The organism is Streptomyces sp. PH10-H1, assembly GCF_030063355.1.
GTDB lineage: Bacteria > Actinomycetota > Actinomycetes > Streptomycetales > Streptomycetaceae > Actinacidiphila.
Genome location: NZ_JASISZ010000070.1, coordinates 16113 through 40136 on the forward strand (window position 1 = coordinate 16113; position 24024 = coordinate 40136).

14 protein-coding genes are annotated in these 24024 nt (G+C 68.4%); 6 read left to right on the top strand and 8 right to left on the bottom strand.

The genetic code is table 11. The annotated features are described in order from the left end of the window. Positions 1-73 precede the first annotated feature (73 nt). From QMK24_RS31775 to QMK24_RS31795, 5 genes are read right to left on the bottom strand one after another with little or no spacing between them, the layout of a single operon-like run. On the bottom strand, positions 74-382 hold the full coding sequence (locus QMK24_RS31775; protein ID WP_283470314.1) for a hypothetical protein: 309 nt from the start codon (positions 380-382) through the stop codon (positions 74-76). Next, complete coding sequence (locus tag QMK24_RS31780; RefSeq protein WP_283470315.1) at positions 379-1152, bottom strand: hypothetical protein; 774 nt, start codon at positions 1150-1152, stop codon at positions 379-381. Before QMK24_RS31780 ends, QMK24_RS31775 begins: the two co-directional genes overlap by 4 nt. Continuing rightward, a complete protein-coding gene (locus QMK24_RS31785; RefSeq protein ID WP_283470316.1) occupies positions 1145-1414 on the bottom strand; it encodes a hypothetical protein in 270 nt (89 codons plus the stop codon). The genes QMK24_RS31780 and QMK24_RS31785 overlap by 8 nt, the downstream gene beginning before the upstream one ends. After that, positions 1411-1602 carry a hypothetical protein gene (locus QMK24_RS31790; RefSeq protein WP_283470317.1) on the bottom strand — a complete coding sequence of 64 codons (192 nt, stop codon included), beginning with the start codon at positions 1600-1602 and terminating at the stop codon, positions 1411-1413. The genes QMK24_RS31785 and QMK24_RS31790 overlap by 4 nt, the downstream gene beginning before the upstream one ends. Further along, on the bottom strand, positions 1599-2120 hold the full coding sequence (locus tag QMK24_RS31795; RefSeq protein WP_283470318.1) for a DUF6907 domain-containing protein: 522 nt from the start codon (positions 2118-2120) through the stop codon (positions 1599-1601). Before QMK24_RS31795 ends, QMK24_RS31790 begins: the two co-directional genes overlap by 4 nt. 1383 nt (positions 2121-3503) lie before the next feature. Between QMK24_RS31795 and QMK24_RS31800 the strand changes: the two genes are divergently transcribed. From QMK24_RS31800 to QMK24_RS31815, 4 genes are read left to right on the top strand one after another with little or no spacing between them, the layout of a single operon-like run. Then, positions 3504-5072 carry a TIGR02677 family protein gene (locus QMK24_RS31800; protein ID WP_283470319.1) on the top strand — a complete coding sequence of 523 codons (1569 nt, stop codon included), beginning with the start codon at positions 3504-3506 and terminating at the stop codon, positions 5070-5072. After that, positions 5069-6496: a TIGR02678 family protein gene (locus QMK24_RS31805; protein WP_283470320.1), complete on the top strand. Its 1428-nt coding sequence runs from the start codon at positions 5069-5071 to the stop codon at positions 6494-6496. The genes QMK24_RS31800 and QMK24_RS31805 overlap by 4 nt, the downstream gene beginning before the upstream one ends. Next, complete coding sequence (locus QMK24_RS31810) at positions 6493-10548, top strand: TIGR02680 family protein (RefSeq protein WP_283470321.1); 4056 nt, start codon at positions 6493-6495, stop codon at positions 10546-10548. Before QMK24_RS31805 ends, QMK24_RS31810 begins: the two co-directional genes overlap by 4 nt. Next, the gene (locus tag QMK24_RS31815; protein WP_283470322.1) at positions 10545-11807 is read left to right on the top strand and encodes a TIGR02679 family protein; all 1263 of its coding nucleotides are present in this window, start codon (positions 10545-10547) and stop codon (positions 11805-11807) included. Before QMK24_RS31810 ends, QMK24_RS31815 begins: the two co-directional genes overlap by 4 nt. A gap of 1848 nt (positions 11808-13655) precedes the next feature. Here QMK24_RS31815 and QMK24_RS31820 read toward each other — a convergent pair. The 3 genes from QMK24_RS31820 to QMK24_RS31830 form a co-directional block, all read right to left on the bottom strand. Then, positions 13656-14507: a hypothetical protein gene (locus QMK24_RS31820; protein WP_283470323.1), complete on the bottom strand. Its 852-nt coding sequence runs from the start codon at positions 14505-14507 to the stop codon at positions 13656-13658. Between the two features lie 138 nt (positions 14508-14645). Continuing rightward, positions 14646-18656: an SGNH/GDSL hydrolase family protein gene (locus QMK24_RS31825; RefSeq protein ID WP_283470324.1), complete on the bottom strand. Its 4011-nt coding sequence runs from the start codon at positions 18654-18656 to the stop codon at positions 14646-14648. Between the two features lie 766 nt (positions 18657-19422). Continuing rightward, complete coding sequence (locus QMK24_RS31830; protein WP_283470326.1) at positions 19423-19965, bottom strand: hypothetical protein; 543 nt, start codon at positions 19963-19965, stop codon at positions 19423-19425. Positions 19966-20863: 898 nt separating this feature from the next. On the opposite strand from QMK24_RS31830, the gene QMK24_RS31835 reads away from it, so the two are divergent. Together QMK24_RS31835 and QMK24_RS31840 are read left to right on the top strand one after the other, a co-directional pair. After that, complete coding sequence (locus QMK24_RS31835) at positions 20864-21121, top strand: hypothetical protein (RefSeq protein ID WP_283470327.1); 258 nt, start codon at positions 20864-20866, stop codon at positions 21119-21121. Positions 21122-21823: 702 nt separating this feature from the next. Beyond that, positions 21824-22798, top strand: a complete 975-nt coding sequence (locus QMK24_RS31840) for a DUF6615 family protein (protein WP_283470328.1) — start codon at positions 21824-21826, stop codon at positions 22796-22798. The last annotated feature ends 1226 nt before the right edge of the window (positions 22799-24024 follow it).

A 24024-nucleotide genomic window follows, 5' to 3' on the forward strand; every position in this document is an offset into this window, starting at 1 on the left:
TGGTGGCGGACGTATTGTGAGTGCCACTCTCTTTAGGAACGTGGCACGTTCTTTCGGCCGGACGGTGAGGCCGTCAGCCCTTGTCGCCCCGGTACTCCCGCCACATCGACCGCAGAACGATCAAGCAGGCGGTGAGCGCTACGGCGGAGATCGCTACGGCTACGGCGGAGATAGCCACGGTCAGCAGGAACACGGACCCGCCGACCCCGATACCGATCCACTTCGCGGCCCCGCCCGAGGACTGCTGTACGGGTTCCGGCGGCGGGACGGGCTGCTGCTGCACCGCCTGCGCTGCTTGGATCGCGGCGAGCATCAGGGCGAACTGCTCGGCCTGCCGGGCGGCGTTGACGGCCTCTTCGGACGCCTTGTTGATGTCCGTCATGCGGTCACCGCCAGGGCTGCGCGCTTGACCCTGCGGCCGTAGCCGTCGCTCTTACCGAGCCGGGTTCCGATCGCGGTTCCGGTCAGTTCCGGATCGGCGGCCAGCCACTGTCGGACGGCGGTCACATGCTCGGCTGCGACCCCGGGCGGAACCTCACCGGAACTAGATCCAGTTCCGCCGGTACCGGGAGCAGGTTCCGCCGGTTCCGCCCGTTCCGCAGGTGTAACACCGGCTAGGGAAGGTGTTACACCTGCCAGTCGTTCGCCCTGGTCACGGCCGGTTCCGGCCAGCAGTTCCGCCAGCGGGAACATCGGGCCCAGAGTGGACGCTTCCCGCAGATCTGCGGGAAGCGTCACGCCCGTGACCTGAGGCTCCGCGACCCGCTCGACGCTCACCGGAACCGGCGGAACCTCTTGGATAACATCCAAAAGGTTGGCCTCCGGTTCCGGCGTCGTGCCGAGGCTGTGGACCCGCCACAGAACCAGCGGGGCGATGGCCGAGACGGCGACGACGAGCCACACCGACACGGGCATCAGGCCGGCGGACACGGCGTGGCTGGCGGCGTTCACCGCGATCATCGAGACCACGACCGCGAGGACGTCACGGTGTGCCCGCATGGCGCGCAGCGCGTAGATGTCGAGGGCTGCCGGTACGCCGGCCGCGACCCAGTACCCGAACCCGCAGACCCGGGCCAGCTCGTACTCACCGGACGCGGTGACCACGAACGTGGCGGCCAGCGCCGCCCACTTGAGAAAGTCACGGTCATTCACCGGTCGCCGCCCTGAACACGAACGGCGTGTACGCGATCGGGTGTTCGGCGGTCCAGGCGAGCAGCTGCTCCGTGGTGTCCTCGACGAACGGGAAAGCCTGCTTGAGGAGCGCATTCACGAGCAGGTGAGTGTCCGACACCCGCCGGTCGATGACCTTGGCGCGGGTCTTGTGGTCGTCCTCGGTCGCGGCGAGCGGCAGGTCGAGGGCGTCACGGACGGCGGCCAGCAGGGCGCGGATGTTCGCGGGAATGGGGTCGGTCATGCCTGGCCCACCTCTCCGCCCTTGCGGGCGATGGCGTGCGCGAACAGGTTCAGGCCGTGCCGGTCGCGGGTGGCGTAGGCGGTCACCAGCGCGGCGAACAGGACGGGCATCGAGGGAAGGGGCCGGCCCGACCGGGCAGCCGCCGCGATGGCAGCCACCTCGGTCGGCCGGTGGGCGATCGTGTTCACCGGCGGGCCTCCCACTCGGCGACAGCCGCGACGAGCTCGGCGTGGACGTGGCGCAGGTTCTCGACCCGGCCGGCCAGCTTCTCGATCAGCTCGGCCAGCTGCTCCGGATTCAGGGCGTCGGTCCAGATCTCCTGCACCAGCTCGACGGACACGTGCGGGACACGGTCCCGCGGGTCCGTCGAGTACGGGCTCACCTGGAGGTGCCCGCTCAGCACACCCCAGGGCTCGGTGGGCTGGTTCGAGTCGGTGAGCTGCACGATGCAGCCGTCGATGAACTGGCCGTGGCAGATGTCCGACGGCGGCGTGGGGGTGTCGATGTCGCTCGCGTGATCGTCGGTGCAGAACGTCGGGCAGACCTGCGTCAGCTCGGCGTGGAAGTTGCACCAGGCCGGAACGGTGAACGTCCAGGTGCGGGGGGCCGTGATGGCGGCGAACGCCTTCGCGAGGGACACGTTGAGGGTGTACGGGATGGGCTCGTCACCGGTCAGGTTGACGGGGTTCTCTACAGTGGTGGTCATGGTCTGGACTCCTGTCTGAGAGGGGTCCGGCCGTAGGCCCTGGTCGGTGTTGTCGCACCTTCCGGGGCCGCTCCGTTCTCGTACACATCGCGTACACACGAGAACGTGAGAAGCCGGGACACTGCGGGATAAGGCGTGATGCCTTTGCGCAGGTCAACCGGCCTGTGAGGGTGTTATTGCTGGTAGATCAGCCGCCCGAAATGCTCTTGTAAAGCGAAGGTCGTCGGTTCGAATCCGACAGGGGGCTCTGAGGTCAGCCCCAGGTCAAGCCTTTGACCTGGGGCTTTTCCGTTTCTTTGACCTTGTGATTCGGTCAAATCGAGCACCGCTGACCTGCGCGCTCCGGAGCGTGGATAGACGATGTGGTTTCTGTGTTCAAGGCGCTCCACGGGGCTGTGAGCTGGCACTTTGCCGATGTCACGGCTCAACGCGAACAGCTGCGGTGGACGCGCGGTGGACAGCACTGCACTGACGCTGCGATCGGCTGGTCGGTGAGCCCCGTAACCGTGACCGTTTGGCGCGGTCTCGGATGTGGGCTTCGACCACTCACCTGCTGGTAGGTCCAGTTGGTCGAAGGTGTGAAACGGCGAGCGGATCATCGGCGAAGGGCTCCGAGATGGCGCTGGTTCAAGCTCGGAGCCGCTGGATCATCTGCCGCATGACATGGACCGGCAGCTCTCGGTGCAGGGCCGCCACCTCCGAAGTGTCGATGTCCCGCAAGAGCTGGACCAATACCCGCGCGGGCAGACGAGGGTGCCTGGCGCTGAGCGACGAACGGACTCGCGCGGGTCATCGAGCAGCCGTACCGCTGTTGCGGCCGTCACGTGCGGGTCTGTCGTGGCCCGCAGTCGTACTCCCCGCTGGTGTCCCGGCAGCGGGACATTCGCACCTGAGCCGTGCGCCGAAAGTTCGTGAGCGATGCGTGAGCGGACTGCGCAGGGGAGCCCGGACGCCGGTGGGCGGGTCGGTACGGGACGACACCCGATGGACCGGGGCAGGTGCTCCGACCTGCTAAAACAGGACCTGGCAAAACTCTGCAGCACCACGTGTCACGATCACTCGTCATGCGTAGGTCTCGGGTTCGAATCCCGAAGGCGGCTCCACGGTGAACCTCAGATCGAGCCCCTGAACTGGGGCCTTTCCGCTTTCCTGGCCTGGAAAGCGTCCAACTCGGGCACGCTGAGCCTGTGTACGGAGTGCGTAGGTCACGAGCCATCGAGCGGCTGGCCGGAGCAGGAGCCTCGCCGGGATGGCGCACGGGAAACGGGAAAACCGGATTTTACCTGATGGCGGTGAGGGAATCAGGGGGTTCGAACGGTCGGGAGAAGTTGGGCACAATGGTGACCTGCATGAACGGCAAACGGAGGAGAGCGGAGGAGAAGGGTGGCTGAGGGGCCTGTCGGGGGCGACACAGGCGGTATCAAGGAATCGGCGGCCGGTGGTTTCGGCATCGATGCCTTCACCGTCGACGACCGGATGCGACTGTTCCACTTCGCCGCCGCCGAGAAGCGCCACGACTACCTGTGGGTCCTGCGTGCCTTGGACCGGGGCCGGGCAAATTACCAGGTACTGCTGCATGTCGCCGATACCGGTGCGCTGCTCGCGCAGCTCGCGGCCGAGAACTCCGCCGCCTCCACCGTGGGCGAACTCCAGCCGCTCCTGGATGCCCTCGCCGACTGGAAGCTGCTGGACCGCAGCTATGACGGCACCCGCGCCGCCAACCTCGCCGAGTACCGCAACCGGCACTACGTCTACCAGTTCACCCAGGCAGGCTACCGGGCCTACCGCGCCGTGGAGGATGTACTCGGGGCGAGTCTGGAGGACGCGCAGCTGTCCCGCCTCGTGTTCCCCGACATCCTCGACGACCTGCGCGCCCTGGCCGCCGCCAATACGGCGGGCGACGCCGAGGAGGTCTACCGCAAGCTGTCCCGGCTCGACAGCGTCCTCGCCGACATGGCGCAGCGCGCCGCCCGTTTCTACCTGATGCTCGGTGATCTGGCCCGTACCAACGACACCCGCCCCGAGGTGTTCCTCGCCCACAAGGACGCCCTGCTCGCCCATATGCAGGAGTTCAACGGAGAGCTCGCCCGCTACGCCCCGCTGCTGGCCGAGGCGGTGGAGGCGGTCATCGCCACCGGAGTGGACCGCCTGGTGGAACTGGCGGCAGAGGCCGACGAGCGGCTGTTCCGCAGCCCGGCCGAGCGGCTGGAGGACTGGCGGCAGCGGTGGTCGGGGCTGGTTCACTGGTTCGCGGACGGTGAGCGCAGTGAGAGCGAGCGGATGCAGTCCGCGACCGTCTCCGCCATCCGTGGTGTCGTCGCGCTGCTGCGCCGGGTCACCGAGGCCGGCCGGGGCGGTGTCAGCCAGGAGAGCCAACTGCGGTACCTGGCACAGTGGTTCACCTCCTGCCCCAGTGACGCGGACGCCCACGCACTGTTCCGCGCGGCCTTCGACCTGGGCTCGCCCCGGCACATCTCGGTCCCGTACGAGGACCCGGAGCTGATCCCCGGGCGGCTCTCCTGGTGGGATGCCCCGCCGGTCGCCCTCGCCCGCACCCTGGTCGAGTCCGGACGCGAGGTCAGGTTGCACGGACCTGGCAGGATCGAACGCGATGACGCGCAGCGCCAGCTGCTTCGCGCCCAGCAGCTCAAGGCGCAGGCCCAGGCCCGTACCGCCGCCGCTGCGCTGGCCGACGACGGCGTGTACGGGCGCTCCTTGGACGAGCCGGAGACGCAGGCGCTGCTCGGGCTGCTGGACCTGGCGCTGACCGCCCGCGTCCCGGTGAGCCGGGGGGTGGGCAGGGACCTCGCCGCCGGGGCCCACGGCGTGCGACTCATCCTGCATCCGGCTCCCGGCTCCACCACCGTCCACACCGTGCGGGGGCGGCTGCACCTGGACGGGCTGCGCCTGGAGGTCACCGCGCCGCGGGCCACTGTACGGGGGGCCGCATGAGGGTCGCCGAGAACGTCAGCCCGCTGGACCTCGCCGACTACCAGAAGGCGGTCCGGCTGATCCTGCGCCAGCCGCTGATCACCATCGCGTATCCGGACGCGGGGGCGCTGCCGCTGGTCCGGCGTTGGGCCGGGCAACTGCGCGCCGACCTGCCCGACACCCTGGGCTACAAGCTGATCACCACCGCCGACACCGTGAGACTGCTCCGCGTTCAGGACGACCTCGACGGCACCCAGCCGGCGCTGACCGCCAACGGCAAGCGGCCTTTCGACCGCCGCCGCTACGCCTACCTGGTGCTCACCCTCGCCGCCCTGGGCCGCTCCGGCACCCAGATCGCGCTCGGCGAGCTCGCCGACTCGGTGGCCGCCGACGCCGTCCGGATCGACGGCCTCGGCATGGACACCGAACGCAAGGCCGACCGGGACGCCTTCGTGGACGCCGTCACCTGGCTGGAGGCCCGCGGCGCACTGCGCACCGCCGACGGCTCTGCCGCCGCCTGGGCCAACGACCCCGAGCGCGCCGAGGCTCTGTACGACATCGACCGCGAGGTGACCGGAACGGTCTACCGCCCCAGCCGGGTACTGCAGCATCTGGGCTCGGTCACCGAACTGCTGGACCGGGAGATGCCCACCGGGTTCGCGCCGGGACGGGAGGCACAGCGCCGTACCGCCGCACGCAGAGCCCGCCGCTTGGTCCTGGAGCAGCCGGCCGTCTACTACGCCGACGTGGACGAGGCGCTGCGCGGGCAGTTGCGCTCCCCTGCCCTGGCCGAGGACCTGGAACGGCTCACCGGCCTCACCCTGGAGCGCAGGGCCGAGGGCGTCGCCCTGGTCGACTTCGCCCGGCGGCTGTCCGACCAGCACTTCCCCTCCGGCGGTACGGTTCAGCAGGCGGCGCTACTGCTCGGCGCGCGGATCGTCGAACAGGCAGCGAAGCCGCGCACCGAGCGGCTGTCGGCCGCGACCGCCGCCGAACGGCGGGCCGCTCTCGCCGCGCGGATCGACAGCGCGCTGCCCGAGCGCGGGCTGACCGGCGCGCTCGCGGAGTTCGCCGAGCGCGCCGAGACGCCGGGCCCGCTGCCGTGGACCGATGACGACGAGGCATCAGCCGAGACCGTGTACCCGTTCGTCACCGACTCCTGGCTGCGCGGAGCGACGAAGAAGCTGACCGCCGAGTACGGAAAGGGCATGTCGGGGGACCTGCGCGACGACCCCGACCGGCTCACCCGCCTCGCGGTCGCCCAGCTCGCCGCGCTGCGACTGGTGGCACCCGTTGACGGCGGGGTACTGGCGCTGCCGATGCTGGCCCGCTACCGGGGCGTCACCGCGCAGGTGAGAACCCGGCCCCGGGCCGCCGGTTCCGCTGCCGCGCCCGTCGAGCAACCGGTACTCTTCGCCACCGATCCCGAGGACGAGACCCTGTGACCCGCTACGTCCCCACCCGCGCCGGCATCGTCAATCTGTGGGACTACCGTGACGAGGAGTTCTCCTTCGCCGGCGGCTGGCTGATCCTGCGCGGCCCCAACGGCTCCGGCAAGACCAAGGCCCTGGAAGTCCTCTTCCCCTTCGTCCTGGACGGCCGGATCGACCCCAAGCGGCTCAACCCGTTCGCCGCCGAGGACCGCACCATGAAGTCCAACCTGCTGTTCCGCGGACAGGACAACGCGGTCGGTTACACCTGGCTCGAGCTGCGGCACCGCGACACAGGGGACGCCGTCACCGTCGGCATCGGCCTGCACGCCCAGCGGCACCGCGACCAACCCGTCCGATGGCACTTCGTCGCGCCGGGCCGGGTCGGTAAGGACTTCTCACTGCTCACCGACGATGACCGGCCGATGACCAAGAAGCAGCTCACCGCCGAGATCGGGCCCGAGTGTCTGCACGACTCCGCCTCCGACTACCGGGCCGCGATCGACCAGCGCCTGTTCGGCCTCGGCCGGGAACGCTACGAGCAGCTGCTCACTCTGATTCTGACGCTGCGTCGGCCGCAGCTCGCCAAGAACCTCGACCCCGCCAAGCTCTCAGACACGCTGTCCAGCGGACTGCGCCCGGTGGACGACGACCTCGTGGCGGAGGCGGCCAGGTCCTTCGACGACATGGAGGCGGTGCAGAACACCCTGCAGGGCCTGACCACCGCCGATGAGGCCACCGCCTCGTTCCTTTCCAGCTACACCACCTATCTGCGCGTTCACGGCCGCTGGGCCGCCGACGCCCTCACCCGCCGCCGGGAGACGTCCGCCGCCTGCGCCGTCGCCGTCGCCGCGGCGGCGGCCAACCTGAAGACCGCGGAGGAGCGCCAGGCCGTCGCGGCGACCCGGCTCGAACTCGCCGAGAACGGCCTCGCGGCGCTGCGCGCCCGGCTGGAGCAGCTCAGGTCCAGTGCCGCCTACCAGGCCCTGGAGCAGCTTGCCGACCTGGAACGCCTGGTCCGCACCTGCGCGCAGAACGCTGACGCCGCGGCTGAGGAACACGCCCGCCGGGCCGCTGCGACCAGCCGCGCCCGGCGGAACCAAGAGAGCGACGAGGCGTTGCTGGCCGAGCTCACTGCCGCAGTGTCCCGTTCGGCAGCTCAGCTCGCCGACCATGCCGCCGCCGCGGGGGTCGGCTGGGGGGCCGCCGATGCCGTGGCGGAAGGACTGGCCCAGCGCGCGGGCGCGCGCGTCGCCGAGCGTACCGAGGCCGTCCGCGCTGTACGGGCCGCACAGGCCGCGCACCGCAGTGCCGAGCAGGCCCGCGATCTGGCCCGGCTCGCCCTGGACCGGGCACAGGCTGCCGTGGGCCAGGCCGAGCAGGCCGAGCAGGCCGCCGTGAGGGCCGCCGACGACACCCGTACCCGCGCCGCGCGGGAACTCGAAGCCTGGACAGCGCAGCACCGCGAGCTGCTGCCGGAAGGCGCGGCCGAGAAACTCGCCGAAGCGCTCGCCGCGATCGGGGAGCCCGAGGCTCTCGCGCCGGCCACCGTGTTCACCGCAGCCACCGCTCCCGCCGCCGAGCGGCTGCGGGACCGACAGGCCGAGCTGCGCGCCGAGCGCACCCGTACCGCCGCCGAGCGCAAGCAGATGATGGCCGAGCGGGCCAGGATCGCCGCCGAGCACGCCGACGCCCCCGCCGCCCACCCCGCCCGCACCGCCGCCCGCCAGGACCGACCCGGCGCGCCACTGTGGCAACTCGTACGCTTCGCCGACCAGGTGACGGATAGTCAGGCTGCAGGCCTGGAGGCAGCCCTGGAGGCGGCCGGGCTGCTCGACGCCTGGATCAGCCCCGAGGAGCAGCCCGTCGCCCCCGGCGACAGCGACGCCTACCTGCGCGGTGGCCCGGCCGCACCCGGTGCGAGCCTCGCCGATGTCCTCCTCTACGAGGAGGACACATCCGTCCCCGCGTCCCGGGTCGCGGAGGTCCTGCGCTCCGTCGCGACGGACGTCACGGACGGCGCCCTCACGTCGCACCCCGCGATCGTCACCCCCGACGGCCGCTACGCCCAGGGCGTGCAGTACGGCGCGCACCACAAGCCGCACGCCGAGTACATCGGCGCGACTGCCCGCGCCCGCCGCCGTGCCGCACGCCTCGCCGACTGCGACGCCCGAATCGGCCGGCTCGACGCCCGGCTCGACGAGCTGGACGCCGACGCCACCGCCTGTGCCGACGGCCTCGCCGCTCTCGACGCGGCCCGCACCGCCCTGCCCCGTACCGCGCCCGTTACCGCCGCTCTCGCTGATCTCAGTCGTGCCGACGCCCGGCTGCGGGCCACCCGCGAGGGCTCCGACGAGGCCCACTCCTGCTACGACGAGAGCGTCGCCGCGACCGGCGTCACCGAGCGCGCCCTGCGTCGCGCCGCCACGGAACACCACCTCGACCCCGACCACGCCGACGCCGTCGAAGCCGCCGTGCACCGCTTCGCCGCTGCCGCAGGCACCCTAGCCGGGCAGCGCCGCGAGGAGGACCGCCAGCGCGAGGCCGCCGCTGCTGCCGCCACCCGCCTCGATGACGCCGCCGACGACGAGGGGAGCGCCGCCACAGCCGAGCGCTCCGCCCGCCGCCGCCACTCCGAGGAAGCCGCCAAGCTCGACGCCCTGCAGAGCGCCGTGGGCGCGGACGCCCAGGAGGTCCTCGCCCAGGTCCAGGCCGCCGAAGCCGGACTGGACAGCGCCGGGACCGAGGCGGAGGCCGCCCGCTCCGCCGACCGCTCGGCTCTCACCGAGGCAGCCACCGCAGGGGCCAGGCTCACCGCGGCCCGCGACGCCCACGCCGTCGCCGCCTCCGAGGAACGCAGCACCGCCCGCGACCTCGCCCCCTACGCCCAACGCGAGCTGCTTGACGTACTCAAGTGCCCGCCCGGACTGGGCTGGCCCGGCCAGGAAGCCGACTGGGCCGAGTCGGAGCTCCCCGCCGCTGTCACAGCCGTCCACGACGCGATCCTCGCTGCTACCCGCGACCTCACCCCCACCGAAAACTCCCTCAAACAGTCCACTACCCGCCTCACCAAAGCCCTCGACGAACTCCAGGGCCAACTCGGCGCCGCCGGACAGGACTACCGCCCCGAATGGGACGGCGCGGACGGCGTTATCGTGGTCCGCATCACCGATGAGCAGGGCCCCCTGCCGGTCGGCGCCTTCGCCGCCCGCATCGCCTCCGCCCGCCGCGACCAACAACAGCTGCTGACCGACTCCGAGCAGCGCATCCTCGAGGACGCCCTTCTCACCCGGCTCGCCCAGCAGATCCACGACCGCACCGTGGACGCCCGCGACCTGATCAGCCGGATGAACCGGGAGATGCGCTCCCGCAGGATGTCCTCCGGCGCCACCATCGGCGTCTCCTGGCACCTCGCCGACAAGCTCGACGAGGAGCAGCGCGCCGTCTGCACCCTGCTCGACGCCGGCGCCAACCGCCTTGGCCCCGACGCACTCGGCCGGATGCGGGCCCTGTTCGCCAGCCAGATCAAGAACGCCCGCGCCCGCTCGCGCGACCGCCCCTACCGGGAACTGCTCTCCGAGGTCCTCGACTACCGTGACTGGCGGCAGTTCGTGTTCCAGCTGGTCCGCCCGGACGGCAGTGAGGAGACCCTCACCCGGACCAGGCACAGTCGCCTGTCCGGCGGCGAGCAGTCCGTCTCACTGCACCTGCCGCTGTTCGCCGCCGCCCACGCCATGCTCAATTCCGCGCTCCCGCATGCCCCCCGGCTGCTCGCCCTGGACGAGGCATTCGCCGGCGTGGACGACAACGGGCGCGGCGAACTCCTCAGCCTGGCTGCCCAGTTCGACCTGGACCTGTTCATGACCGGCTACGACCTGTGGGCTGCTCACCACTCTGTCACCGCCGCCGCCCATTACGACCTGGCGCACTCGCCCAGCGCCCACACCGTCAGCGCCCTGCTACTGGTCTGGGACGGCTCGCAACTGCTCGCCGACGACGCCGGCGAGCTCACCGCCGCCCTCGGCTCGCCCGGCGCCCGGCGCGTCCCGACCGGGACCGCCTCGTGAGCGAAGCGGGCTCGCGCGGGTCCGACTCGCGCGGGTCCGATCTACTACACGGCGAAGGCTGGCAGCGCCTGCTCGCTGCCGCCCGCCGCCGGCTGGAGCGTACCGGCGGTGAACTCGACGGCAGTATCGGACTCACTACCCCCACCGAGGCCGAACGCCGGGTCGTCATCGGCATCACCGGCCAGTACCGGCCCGAGACCGCCAAACGCCTCACCGTGGACCTCGCAGACCTGGACGAAGCCCTTCACGCAGCCCACGGCGTGGGCCTGCTCGCCGCACTCGCCCGACTGGACGGACCGCTGCGCGACCGCCCCGGCGAGCGCCGTATTGAGGCCGGGTGGCGCGACGACGCGCGGGTCGCCCTCGCCGAGAGCCGCCACAGTGCCGAACCCTGGTACGCCGCCTGGGCCGAGACACTGAAGGCGGACGGCACACTGACCCGGCTGCTGCGCCGGGGCGACGCCCACCTCGTCCGCTGGGCCGTCGCGGTGCTCGACCGGCTACCCGTGCCGCAGGGCCGCCCGCCGCTGCCGCTGCCTGTCCTGGCGCAGTGGACGACCGGCGACACCAAGTCCCTCGTCCCGGGCAGCCCCCTGTCCAGCCTCGTACTGCGCGCCCTTGCCCTGCACACGGGCACCGAACCGCCCCGAGACCGGGTCGGGCAACGACTGCTCTGGGAACGCTTCGGCGCAGTGGCCGACGACCTGGCCAGCCAGGTCCTGGTGCTGAATGTGCGCGGCGCCGAAAACCACGTGGTGGCGAACTGGCTCGGTGACGCCGCCGACTTCGGGATCCCGTTCCGCTTGACGTTGCATCAGCTCACGGTGGACCCGTTCACCCCCACCGCGCCCGAGATCTTCGTCTGTGAGAACCCCGCGGTACTGCGCGCCGCCGCAGCGGAACTGGGCGAGCGCAGTGCCCCTTTGGTATGCACCGAAGGCGTCCCTTCCGCCGCTTGCCGCCGCCTGCTCGACTCCGCAGTCCGCGCCGGGGCCCGACTACGGGTGCGGGCCGACTTCGACTGGGCCGGACTGCGCATCGCCGGGTCCGTCCTCGACGCCCCCGGGTCCGCCCCCTGGCGCATGTTCGCCGCCGACTACCGTGCCGCCCTCGCCGATAGCGGCACCACCCCGCTCGTCGGCGGCCCTGCTGCCTGTCCCTGGGACCCTGACCTGGCCGTGCTTCTGGCCGAGCACGGTCGTGCCGTCATGGAGGAACACCTCCTCGCGCTGCTGCTCGCCGATCTCGCCGACAGGTGAGGACAGTGACAGCTCGGTACGCGCCGTTCGGCGTCGGGGTCGGACTGGGACTGGCCGGCCTGGGCGCAGTGAGCCGCTCTGGGTATTGCCCGGCATGTGGTGCCAGCTTCAACGGTCCGCTAGCTGGATGAGGATATGACACGTCGCTGACTCTGAAGCGCCGAGGTCCAGTCCCGGCTGATTCGTAGCGCCCGAGGACCCATTCTGTTGGTAGATCATTGGCTGCGCGATCCTCCGGTGAGGAGGGTCGGTTGTGGAGAAGCGACAAGGCCTAAGCCAGCCTCACTACGGCCCTGCCGGCCCCCCTCGGTGGACAGTCGGTGGACAGACGCCTTTGGACAGTGCGTCACGGCGTAGCACAGAACAACCAGCCGTACATGCTCTGATCAGGAAGAACGGCATTCTGCGGCACGAGCCGGAACGACGCAGCACGATCACTCATGGTCTTGTAAAGCGAAGGTCGTCGGTTCGAATCCGACAGGGGGCTCTGAGGTCAGCCCCAGGTCAAGCCTTTGACCTGGGGCTTTTCCTTTTCTTTGACCTTGTGATTCGGTCAAATCGGGCACTGCTGACCTGCGCGCTGCCGAGCGTGGATAGACGATGTGGTTTCTGTGTTCAAGGCGCTCTGCAGGGCTCTGAGCTGGTACTTTGCCGATGTCACGGCTCAACGCGAACAGCTGCGGTGGACGCGCGGTGGACAGCACTGCACTGACGCTGCGATCGGTTAGTCGGCAAGCCCCGTAACCGTGACCGTTTGGCGCGGTCTCGGATGTGGGTTTCGACCACTCACATGCTGGTAAGTCCGGTTAGTCGAAGGTGCGGAACGGCGAGCGGATCATCGGCGAAGGGCTCCGAGATGGCGCTGGTTCAAGCTCGGAGCCGCTGGATCATCTGCCGCATGACATGGACCGGCAGCTCTCGGTGCAGGGCCGCCACCTCCGAAGTGTCGATGTCCCGCAAGAGCTTGGCCAACACCCGCGCGGGCAGACGAGGGTGCCTGGCCCTGAGCGACGAACGGACTCGCGCGGGTCATCGAGCAGCCGTACCGCTGTTGCGGCCGTCACGCGCGGGTCTGTCGTGGCCCGCAGTCGTACTCCCCGCTGGTGTCCCGGCTGAACGGCTCCACCAGTTCGACCGTCGACTCCGGGTCGTCCAGGGAAAGTTGACGCATGCGTGGGATTGGATCGTCGGCGTACCGCAGGAGGTTACGCCGGGGGAAGTTCGGAACGAATTCTGGCTGCCCGGGACGCTCTCCAAGCCCTCCGGCCAGGTCCCACCCTGCGATCAGTCGGACCCGCGTCCAGCTTCGGGTCGCGCAGCCCGTCCAGTTGCTGGCGACATCGATGGGGAACACACCGTCCGCGTCAATGATCCCGTACTCGGCCGGGAGCCGGTGCCACTACGCGTTGAGCTCGGCGACCAGGTCGAGCCGGTCTCCTTATTACGGCTACGGCTACGGTCGGCTCAGCCGAGCCTGCGATGACCGGGCGCCGCGCGGCTCGGGGCGGCGGTACGTCCTCGGTACTCCAGTCCCCAAGATTTCCAGCCCGGCACACCTCAGTAGTTCCACGAGTCCATCTCGCCCACGCGTCATTGGAGCCCGTCCTACCTGAGTTGGCTCACGCCAGCGTGCCTCGTTCATCATGCTGCTCGTCGTCCTGGGAGGGCGCCTCACGGACTGGTCGGCTGTCTGTTGGTCGGATCCCAGGCAACCCCGACCACCGCCTGAAAACACGCATACCGGCCGCTACGAAATCAGGGCAGCTCACCGGGCCGGGCGGCCCGCGCGGCGCGGGGCGACCTCGGGCGCGGAGGCCCGCGCAGCGTGCGGCAACGAGGAGAGTCCGGTCACGTGGTGTGCGTTTGGCCGTTCTTGAATACGGTGTAGTAGTTGGCGGACCCGAGGCTGAGTTTGAACACCATGCCGTAGCGCTTGCGGATATCGGCGACCGTCCCTGACGCCGGCTCGCGTACGCACCGTGTCACGGGTGGATCGGCGTTGAGGCAAGGTTCCGGTTCTTCGACCATGAGGCGGAGGTGGTGGTCCCGTACCGGATCCCAGGTCAGGGTTTGTGCCGGATCGGCCAGTTCAGTCGGCTCAGGTCCGCCGGGGCCGATCGGGTTCGGGCCGCGCCCTCGGTAGTAGGCGACCATGCGCGTGTGGTAATCGTCGTGCCTGAACGGGATGAGGGTGCCGGGACGTTCACCTGCGGTAAGGATGGCGTCGAGGACATCTCCCACATGATCAGGGTCGGCGCCGTAGTAGGCGGTGATGCCCATCGAGCAGTTGATTTTGTAGGTGTCGTCGCCCGCGGAACCGAACAGCTGCTTGGCAGAGCCCCCTTGGCACCTGTCGCTCACGGTGACCATGGCGAGGGTGAGGGAGGTGTGCTCGGTGTACGACTGCGCCAGGCTCCGCAGACGCTTCTCCTCCTGCTCGCGGACCTGCGTAGCCCCGCTGCTGCCCGCAAGCTTGCGAACCTCATCGGGGCTGGTGGCCCGGTTCTGGGACGAGCAGGCTGTGACGGCGAGCAGGGGTATGAAGAAGAGGAGGCCGAACTGGCTCTTGATGTCACGTAACCGCCGAGGCCGGCGATGAATGCGGCGGGAGGCCATGTGCGCCCTTGCCGTGGCGGCCGCCACGATCAGCAGCAGGAGGATCGCCGGAACGGCGGCCTCAGTTGTCCAGTGCACCGTCATGCCCCGCTGCCCCTTCAATTCGCCAGAACCGCCCACGACCTGCCCCGACAGTGTGCGCCAGGACGGTTGGGCAGTGCATGAGTACACATACTCAGACGGTTCCGGGGCAGCCCCGGAAGGGCTGCCCCGGAATGATCGCTACAGTCCCATGCCTGACGTCGTGCGTTCGAGAGAGTTCGCGTACAGCCGCGCACCCTCGATCTTCGGGTGGAACGACTGGGCCGAGACTCCGTAATTCCGGATGACCGGCCAGTCCTTGGCCGGGTTGTCGGAGTCCACCAGCGTCTTGACGAGGCCGTGCACCTGCTCGGGGTCGCCGCATACGGCCTTACCTGCGAAGTCGCTCTGCGGGTCGGAGAACCACACCCGAGCGCCCTTCTTGTTCGCGTCGTCGGCTGCGCCCTGCATTGCGGTCGTCAGTACACCGGCGGTGTCGTTGAGCCATCTGGTGGACCATTGGGACAGGCCGAGGTTGGGGAAACCGATGACGCTGAACTGCAAGCAGGATCCGGTACCGGAGATCAGAGGCGGGTACCCCATGAGCACTATCTTCGCGAACGGAGCCTTGGTTTGGATTGCCATGAGGGTCTTCGTGATGTCCGGGCGGACGATCTCGTTAATGATGCCCGGTATGGCCGTTTCCAGATTCTGGCCGACGAACTTGTTATCCCGTCCGCCCACTGCGTCGTCCGTATCGTCGAACGTCTTGTCCTTGCAGCTGGTGTCGCCGACGGACAAGAGGCACTTTTGGATGATGTTGCCGAACCGGGCGTCGTTGCCGCCGATGGAGATCGTGACCAGAGTCGTGTTGGCGTCCAGGTAGCCCTGCTCTATCTGGGCCATCTCGCCGCCATTCTTCTGCACCTGGTTCTTGTCCAGGACGTTGTAGGTGCGAGCGCCGGAGCATGCGATGAGGTGGTAGTCCATGGTGGGGTTCAGCGTGTCGGCGAGCTCACCGGTGGATTTCGATGCGCCTGGCAGCGTTGCCTGACGCGACCACGCGTAGCCGGAACGGTGGCAGGCGTCTCGGGTGGCTTCGTTTTTCTTGTCGCGGTAGTTGGTTTCCGGGTAGTAGTCCCGGTTGCCCTCCGAGGCGCCTTCACCGGAGGAGTAGGAGTCGCCCATGGCTACGACCATGTTCTTCGGCTTACCGGGGAGGGGCTGGAAGGCGACCGCACCCCAGGCGATGTCCTCATCCGCCGTACCGTCCTCGGTGGTGTTCGACAGGGACACCGCCGGGGTTCCGGTGAAGTGGAACACGCCGAGGCTGACCCATCGATTTGCCCGCTGCTCCACGATCCGGTTGGTGCTGGTGCTGTCCGTTCCCCCCACCACGTATCTGCCCTGGCGGGTCTGTGCTCCGGTGTCGGGTAGGTGGACCATGACGCGTGCCCAGGTGAGCTTTTGGCCGAGGGTCCAGGTGCCGTTGATGTTCAGATAGCCGTTAGGTCCGCCGAGGTGGGATGTGTCGCGGGTGTGGGCGTACCAGTAGTGGCCACCGTAGCCGCCGCCGATCTGGTGCAGGTCCGCTTTCGCTTCGTAGCGGTCCTCGGTGCCTGGGTTGAACGCGAACTGGAAACTTCCCGCGGACGAGACCGACCCGCAGTCGCCCCACGTCGGGGTTCCGTTGGGGACAGAGGCGACGACCTTGGATCCAGTTGGTGCACCGGAGCAGACCGGTTGACCGTTCTGGAGGCGGTAGCCGCGTCCCGGTTCAGAGACCACCGTCTGGTACTTGATGTTCTCGTGGCCGCAGGTGCTGGCGCAGTTGACCTTCCACGTCACATTGGGCTGGTTCCACCAGTACTGCGCGTAGCACGCTTCGTTCGTGCAGTTCGGGGGGGTGTTCGGGTCGCAGCTGTTGGCGTTGTTGCAGAAGACGCCCAGCGGTGGTGAGACGAATTGGCGTTCGACGGGATTGGTCCACCAGGCGGGCCGGAATCCGGCCGAGGAGAAGCCGGACTCGCCGGGCCAGTCCTGACGGCCCGAGGTGCCGTAAGAGAAGCCGGCGTCGATGGACCAGGCGGACCAGCCCATCACTTTCTCCTCGTACGGCCAGTCCTGCGGATGGGCGGCGTCCTTGTTCGCGTCCGGCCCGTCTACGGAGGTGTCCATGAACGGGTGGCCCCAGCTCTTGGCGTAGAGCGGGTTGGCGGGGTTGTTGTACCAGCCAAGGCCCCAGTGCCCGCCGTGCTGCGAGGATTCCGAGGGCGGGTTGAAGCCGAGGTTGTAGTTCCACACGGCGGTGAACCAGTTCTCCACCATGGCCGGATCGTCGTTGTTGACGGTTACCTTCTGACCATCCGTGTGGACCTCGTTCCACTTGGAGGCGAGGATCTTCATGGAGGCGGCGACGTTCGACGCGTAGTCGACTGCGACGAGCTTCTGCAGGGCCGGGGACAGGCTTGTCTCGTGATCCTTCTCGTGACCGGCCAGGCGCATGCCGTCGGTGACCTGGCCGACGCCGTAGCCGCAGTCGGACTTGTCCCAGTTGATCTGCCAGTAGGCGCTCGGGTCCCCGTCCACGGCCTTGTGGCCGTAGTAGCCGTCCACGGCGGCAAGGGGGTTGCCCATCTGGCCGGGAATCGCCCCCGACTCGGCCTGCCACAGGTTCGACTCCTGGGCCATGACGCCGAGGAGTACGTTGGCAGGGATCTTCCCCCCGCCGTTCAGCTGCGGCGGGGCGAATAGGCCCTGGGGGTCGATGGTGCCCAGTCCGGCCTGGTCGCGGTAGCCGCCCTGCCGGATCAGGTTGGAGCGCAGATTGCCGCGTACGGCCATGTCGACGGCCCACTCGACCTGGTTCGGGGTCGGCTGCAACGCCTGTGCGCCGACGTCGTTGCGGGAGACCCCGCACCAGCGGTCGGTGTCGACCGGATCGTTGGACACCGCGGCTGTGGCTGCGGTTACCGCGGCGCGCGTCAGCTGGGCGTGGGTCCGGGCGTCCATGCCGAGGGCCGGAGAGGGTACGGTCCCCGAACCGTCGGCGGTTCCCTGCTGCACGCTCTGAGTGAGCTTGGCCCCGGTGGTGGTGGCGGTGCTGGTGACCGTCGTCGGCTTGTCATCGTCGGCGCCCGCGGCGGCCTGCGGGACGGGCTCTTCGGTCTTGGTGAAGCCTTTGCCCGCGTCCTTGATGCGCAGGAGGCCGGCGCGGACGCCGGGGGTGAGGACTGGGTCGACGGCGAGACGGCCGTGGGAGGACACATCGGTGTCGGAGGGGGCGTTGACGGGAGTGACCCCCGTTCCCGTCGTGGCTGGGGTGCTCGTCGGGTGGCCGGTGAGGAACACCCTGCCCGCCTCGCCCTGCATCAGCTCGAGGTCGCCGAGTCTGCCCGAGGCGATGGCGGCCGGCTTGCCGTGACCGGTGAACACCTTGGCGTGCGCTGTGGAGTTGTCCTTGCGGTCGACGAAGGCGACCTTCCCCTCGGCCGCGGGACGGATGTCGAACGGGACGCTGTCAGCGTCCGCGAGATTCTTCACCGTGCCGGAGCGGTCGAGGTGGATCAGGCGGCTGCCGAGAGCGGCGACCGTGCCGTCCTCCACGGGAACGGCGCTGGTGATCTCACCCTTCGCCGCAGCCGTGCTCATGGTCTTCCCCGCGGTGTTCACAGTGACCACGCGCGTCCGCGTGCTCGCGGGGTCGTTCATGTCCCGGAAAGCGGTGAATGCGGCCGTATGTGTCACCGTGTTGCAGGACGGGTCGAAGTAGGCCAGCGACGCGGTGAACTGCAGCTTCGTCACATGCCCCGTTGTCAGGTTGACGACGGCGGTGAAGGCGCCGCCCTGCATCAGGTCTGGCTTGTTCGTGAAGCTGCGGGGCGCGTAGACGACGGCGGCGTGCTCGTGGTCCATCAGGCACTGGTTGCCGATCCACGAGTCCGCGGGTAAGCCCGACTCGGCCACCGTGGCAATGGTCTTCCACGCGTACGCGTTGCTGCTGTCGGCGACGAGGATGCGCAGCCCGCCGGAGTCTGCCGCGGCGGTCACCGCACGGTCGGCACTGGCCTTCCAGTCCTTGCCGAGCCTCCTGCCCGGATCCTCGACCTGACCAGAAGGTGGCGGTGGTGTGGCGGTGCCCGGGTTCGGCTTCGGTGCGGCGGTGGCGGGTGCGGCCTGGAGCAGTCCGCCGGCCAGGGCAGCACAGGCCACAACGGCGACCAGTGGTAGGCGTGTTCGTCTTCTGCATCGCAAGAGAGAGTTTCCCCGAATTTCGTTGAGTGGTTTCCCGTGCCCTGCTGAGGCACGGCCTGGCCCACCCGTCCCGGGCGGAAAGAGCCGAAGGGCGGACGGGAGCTTGGCGGGGACCGGTCAGCCGTTGGCGCTGTGTGGACGGCGACCGCGGCCCGCTGTCGGTGTGCATGTCCGTGGTGTGTTGCCGCAGAGCCTGGCTGCGGCCTGCCGAGCCGGAAGTGTCGTGGTCGCCGGTGGCGTGGTGGGGCGCTCGCCGGAGCACGGGAAGCCCACGAGCTGCTCGGCGTCGGTGCCGCGAAGCACGCGCGGGTCGCCACCGCCGCTGTGCCCGCGACCGCCCGGCTTGGATGAACAAGTCCGAGACATGGAGCGGCGGAGGTCACACGCGCACCACCTTCAGGATCCGCACGATCGGCCGGGTGGGAACAGGGGCACCGTGAGGGTCGATGAACTGGGTGCTGCTCGTCCCGGTGCGTCCCCGACCAAGGCCGGGAATGTCCACCGTGTCGGTGACGTCGAATCCCCTGTCAGGTGATCCGAACCGTCATGGGCAGCTCGCGCGACGGTGGTCATGCCTATTTCATTCGATTTCATGAATCAGCCCTTATTGTTTCTCAAGGGTCTGACTGAAACTGAAGATTTCAGCTGGGGCCAGTAGTGCGGCCGGGACTCCACACGATGCGGTGGTGTGGAGTCCCGGGAGCTACGGCTCCTACAGCAATGCCTAGTTGCAGGTCGTCGTATCTCGCACGGCGTTGATGATGTACTTGGTCGAACTCGAGGTGTTCTTCATCAGCGCCGTGACCTCGCCGCATCCGCCGTGAGCACGGTAGACCGGTCCGGCATACTGCGTGAAGTTGCCCTCATCGCTTGCGCAGCCCTCTGCCGTGTAGTTCGAGCAGAGTTTGAGTTTCATCCACTTCGCGCCTTCCATGTTGTTATCGAAGATCGCGCACGTGGGAGTGTCGTCGCTGGCGCCGTTGGTTCCCTTGATATAGACGAAGAGAGTTCCTCTGCGTGCGGATTCGCTGGGAAGCATGTCTACCTTGTAGAGGTTGTATCCCGCACCACAGATGAGTTGGACCGCCGCAACGGCACCAGGATTCCGCGCCGCAAAAGCCCTCGTGTTCTGGTCGGCCTTGGCCGCGATGTGAGGCACCGGCCGATCGGCGGCGGCGACTTGTGGAGCAGCCAGGCCGAGCACCGCCAAGGCGGCCGCGCCGGCTGCTAACCCGGTCTTCGCAGCATATTTTGCTCGTACGGACATGAGATCCCCCTCTGGATCGATCCAACCGCCAGAAATCCCCGTCAACAGGACTGCACATAACTGAAGGGCGGCGGATTCGAGAGCTAAGCAGATCGCCTCCCTTGCCGTCTACCAGATTTCTCTGAGAAATTCCAAAGAAAGTGGAGATCGTCGGTCCGCTATGACTTCGGGCGAGCGGACGTATCTCCCCCCGGTGGCAATAGCCGGACAATTTGATAATGGCTTGGTCACTCCTGGTTGCATCCGTCTCGGCATGGAGTGGCACACGTCATATCGTCGGCCGAAAAGAATTCTCTGGCCGCTGCAGTTCCTGCCGAATCAGCCAAAAGTGGAATGGCCGAAACTGTACGGGCATGAAATGGCAGGCCGTCAGCTGTGGTCTTTGGGGCGGCAGGCTTGCACGCCCGACGCGAGGCCAGAAGCATTGCTGTGCACAGGAGTTGGCGGTGATAGGTTCTCCGGAACGGCAACCGAAGCGGCTTGTAAGCTCTTTGAGTGACGCAGCCCGGTGGACCTGCCCTGCGGGGACCCGCCCCCGACCGCGTCCCTCAGACTCCGAGAAGCTCTCCGAAGGCCAGGCTGAACCATGCTCTTCCCTGTAGCTGAGCCCCGTCGCGCGCATGACCGCACACGCCGCCGAGGTCCCGTCGTGACACTGATGTTTGCGGCGCTGACGGTCAGCCCCCTGATAGCCGGTTGCAGCGGCACGCACGCTGCAACCGGGCCATCCACCGGACCGTCTGTTTCTGCCGCCTCATCGGATCCCGCCCATCTCGGAGGGTTGGAACGGGGAACCAGCGCTGTCCACGGAGCTCCGATCAGGCCGCAGACATCCTCGGCCGGCGCGAACTTCCAGCACGTAGTCGCTTCGCAGGGGGACGCCACGGTCTACGCCCCTGTGCGCACCAGCAAGGGACTCATCGTTCCGGTGGAGATCCGGAACACCGGCAAGGAACGGGCCTTCTACACTGTGGACGTGCGGGTGCAGGGGCCGGACGGGTTCAGTGCGGCAGTGCGTGTCAGTACTGACACCGTTGGCGTCTATCCGGGCGGCTCCTGGCCCGAGGAACCCACGGCCAGCGACCCCGGCAAGCCGGTGCCCCAGCATCCGCGAGTGACCATCACCCACGTGTCGAGGCAAGAATTCAAGCAGTAGAAATCTTCGCCGAACGAGCGGCCTGTGGTCCTTCCGCGCGAGCGGAGGTGTCCCGGTGAACCCCGGCGAGATCCAGCCGAAAGAAGCGTCCGCTCCGCACCTGCGGAGGCGCCCCGACCATAACGGCGTCGCGGGCGGCCGACACGGCCCGTGCTGTTAAACGGGCCGATGATCAGTCCAGAGTTGGGGATCAGTGAGTCGCCGTCGAAGAACTCCTCGACGGCGCGTTCGCAGCTCGACTTGAGCGCGTTGTAGACCACATCGTCGGGCTCGGCGTCTGGGGTGTGTGGACGGTCTCAAGATAGTCGTTGCCGGTGCGTCCGGCGTGAGCAATTGACGATCAGAGTACCCGGCACCGGCTTCGCTGAAAGGCCCTTTGCGGAGCCGTCAGCCGGGAGCACGCGACCGCCCGAGGGCGCGTCTGTGGGCGGTTGACAACCTCTCCATGCACCGGCCCGTTTGCGCCTCCGGCACCGTTCAGGTTGGCCAACCGGTGGCCGGACGCCTTGGGACGACGCAATACGAGGTAGCACAGACTAACCAGCCGCACGCGCTCTGTTCGGGCAAAACGTTCTCCGTGTGGCCGGACAGTAACCTTAGCGGATCGTCCAGTCCATGAGGGGGTAACCGCCCGTGCTCTCGTGCGCTTGTGATGCTGAGGTTGCCGAACATTTCAAATACTGCTCGGGCTGCGGCCGTGACGTGCGCGACCAGACGCTGTGTCGGACCCTTCGCGACCGCGCCGAGTGGACTTTCGAGCATCTTTCCGAGATTTACCTCAACGAGCGGGTGCCTCGCGAGGAAGTATTCACATCCACCAATCTCCAGGAGCTGGCCAGGAGACACGGAGACCGTGTGGTGATCACTGAGTTCACGCAGCGTGAAGAATCCCGTAACGGGGCTGACTGGGAGTGGTGGTTCTACTCAGGGAAAGTGTGCTTCGGTATGCGCGTACAGGCCAAGCGCGCGCAGCGAGCGGGCGGCGGATTCAACCTGGAGCACCGGGTTCGTGGCAACGGGCGGTTGCAGAGCGAGATGCTGGTGACGGATGCCGAAGCCACAGGTTGCCTGCCTGCCTATGTGCTGTACAACCACCGCAACTGGGTGCCGATGTCGCCATCCCATGCCCCCGTGACCTGTCGCCACGGCAAAGGCAGCCAGCGGCAGTTGGGGTGCACGATTGTGTCCGCATTGACCGTCCGGGCCACTCTTCGGTGGCCGTCGCCCTCACCCACGTTCGTGCGCAACCGCAGCGTTCCGTGGCACCGCATCTTGTGCGACGCCGGAACGACGCAACGCGATGCCCTGCAGGCGGCGTGGTGGGAGGTCCAGAACCTTCATCGCGGCGGATACGAAGACCTGCGCGGAACCGTACGCGCTCACGTGTCGATGGCTATGGCACGGCCGCGCAGCGAGGCCGACTCGCCGGGTTCCTCGTGGCAGTATCCCCCCGACGATGAGGGACCGGTCGCCTGGGACGGCGCGGAACAGGGAGAGGTCGATCGCGGGGAGCGGGAAGTGCTGGACACGCCCGTTTACCGTGGTCTTAACGATATCGCCGAAGGCCCGGTGTCGCCCTTGCCCCGCCGGGTGCGTGACATGATCGCCGGCCGTCGGGCTGAGCCTCCTGACGAGCGCGTCGCTGGGGCTGGGCTGTTCAATCTCGGCGAAAAGTGAATCCGCCAAGCGGGCGCGAGGGCGCGAAACGGGCAAATGGCCCCGCCCGGCTCCCCTGGGAATTCGCCACCCACTGACTCGGCCTTTGCTGTCCAAAGGGGTCAGGCTGTCGTCATTTCCCCTGTCGCCTCCGCCGGGCGTGCTGGTGGGCGCATCGGCGGGAGGGCAAGCGACGGTGACGGATCCGGGGACAGTGGCGCGATGGGGACGTGCTCGGGGCACGAACTGGACGACCTTCTCAGCGGCGTCGCGCGCCAGGTCGTCCAGAACCGACTGGTAGAAGCCGCGGGTCGCCCCTCGGCGTTCCGAATCCCTGATGGCTCGTGCCGCGCACAGACGGCCCGGTCCGTTTCGAGAGACGCCCGGTCCTCGTAGAAGGCGAGTTAGGCCACTGGCTCACTTGTAGGGAAGTCACAAGCCCACGGATTCGTCCGTTGGCCCCGCTGGACACCCTTCCGGTGGACGGCCGGTGGACGGACGCCTTTGGACGGTGCATCACGAGGCAGCGCGGGACAGCCGGCCAGAGGCGATCTGATCAGGCAAAGCGGTACTGAGCGGCACGAGGCGGAACGGGGCGGCACGATCGCTGATGGTCTTGTAAAGCGAAGGTCGTCGGTTCGAATCCGACAGGGGGCTCTCGTTACCACCCTGGATGACCTGCAGTTTTGGTCGTCTCGGAGCTTCACTCGCGGCCTCGGACGACCCGTCCGGGGCCGCTTGCGTGAGCGATGAACTGGACCGCGAGCGGGAGGCGGCGCTCCAAGCCGGCTCGAGATGGGGGCTTCGGGCGCTTTGGCTCCGGCTTCCGGGGGATGAGCCACCCGACGCGCTGGCAGGCCACGACGAAGCGAGCGTGGGTGCAGGTGTAACACCGGTACTCCGGCTCGGGACGCGGCCAGCCTGCCGCGAGCATCCGCATCGTATGCTCGCGCTCCTGCTCCTCTTGCCCTCCCGGGTCTGAGTGCCACGTCCCTTCATGCCCGCCGGGTCGCGCGCCGACTGGTCCCCCCGAGCCCGCACACGCCCGCCCAAGGGCATGCCCTGTCCGTGCCCCAAGGGGCGGCACAACGCGGTCAGCGGGGGCATAAAAATGGCGACGCCCTCTCTGTCAGCCTTGGGTGAGACGTCCCGCTTCGGTGGGTTAGCCTGAGAGGGCACCGACAGGAGAACCACACCCTCATGACCAGCACCAAGCCCGCTGGATCCGATCCGGCCCCCAGGCCGAA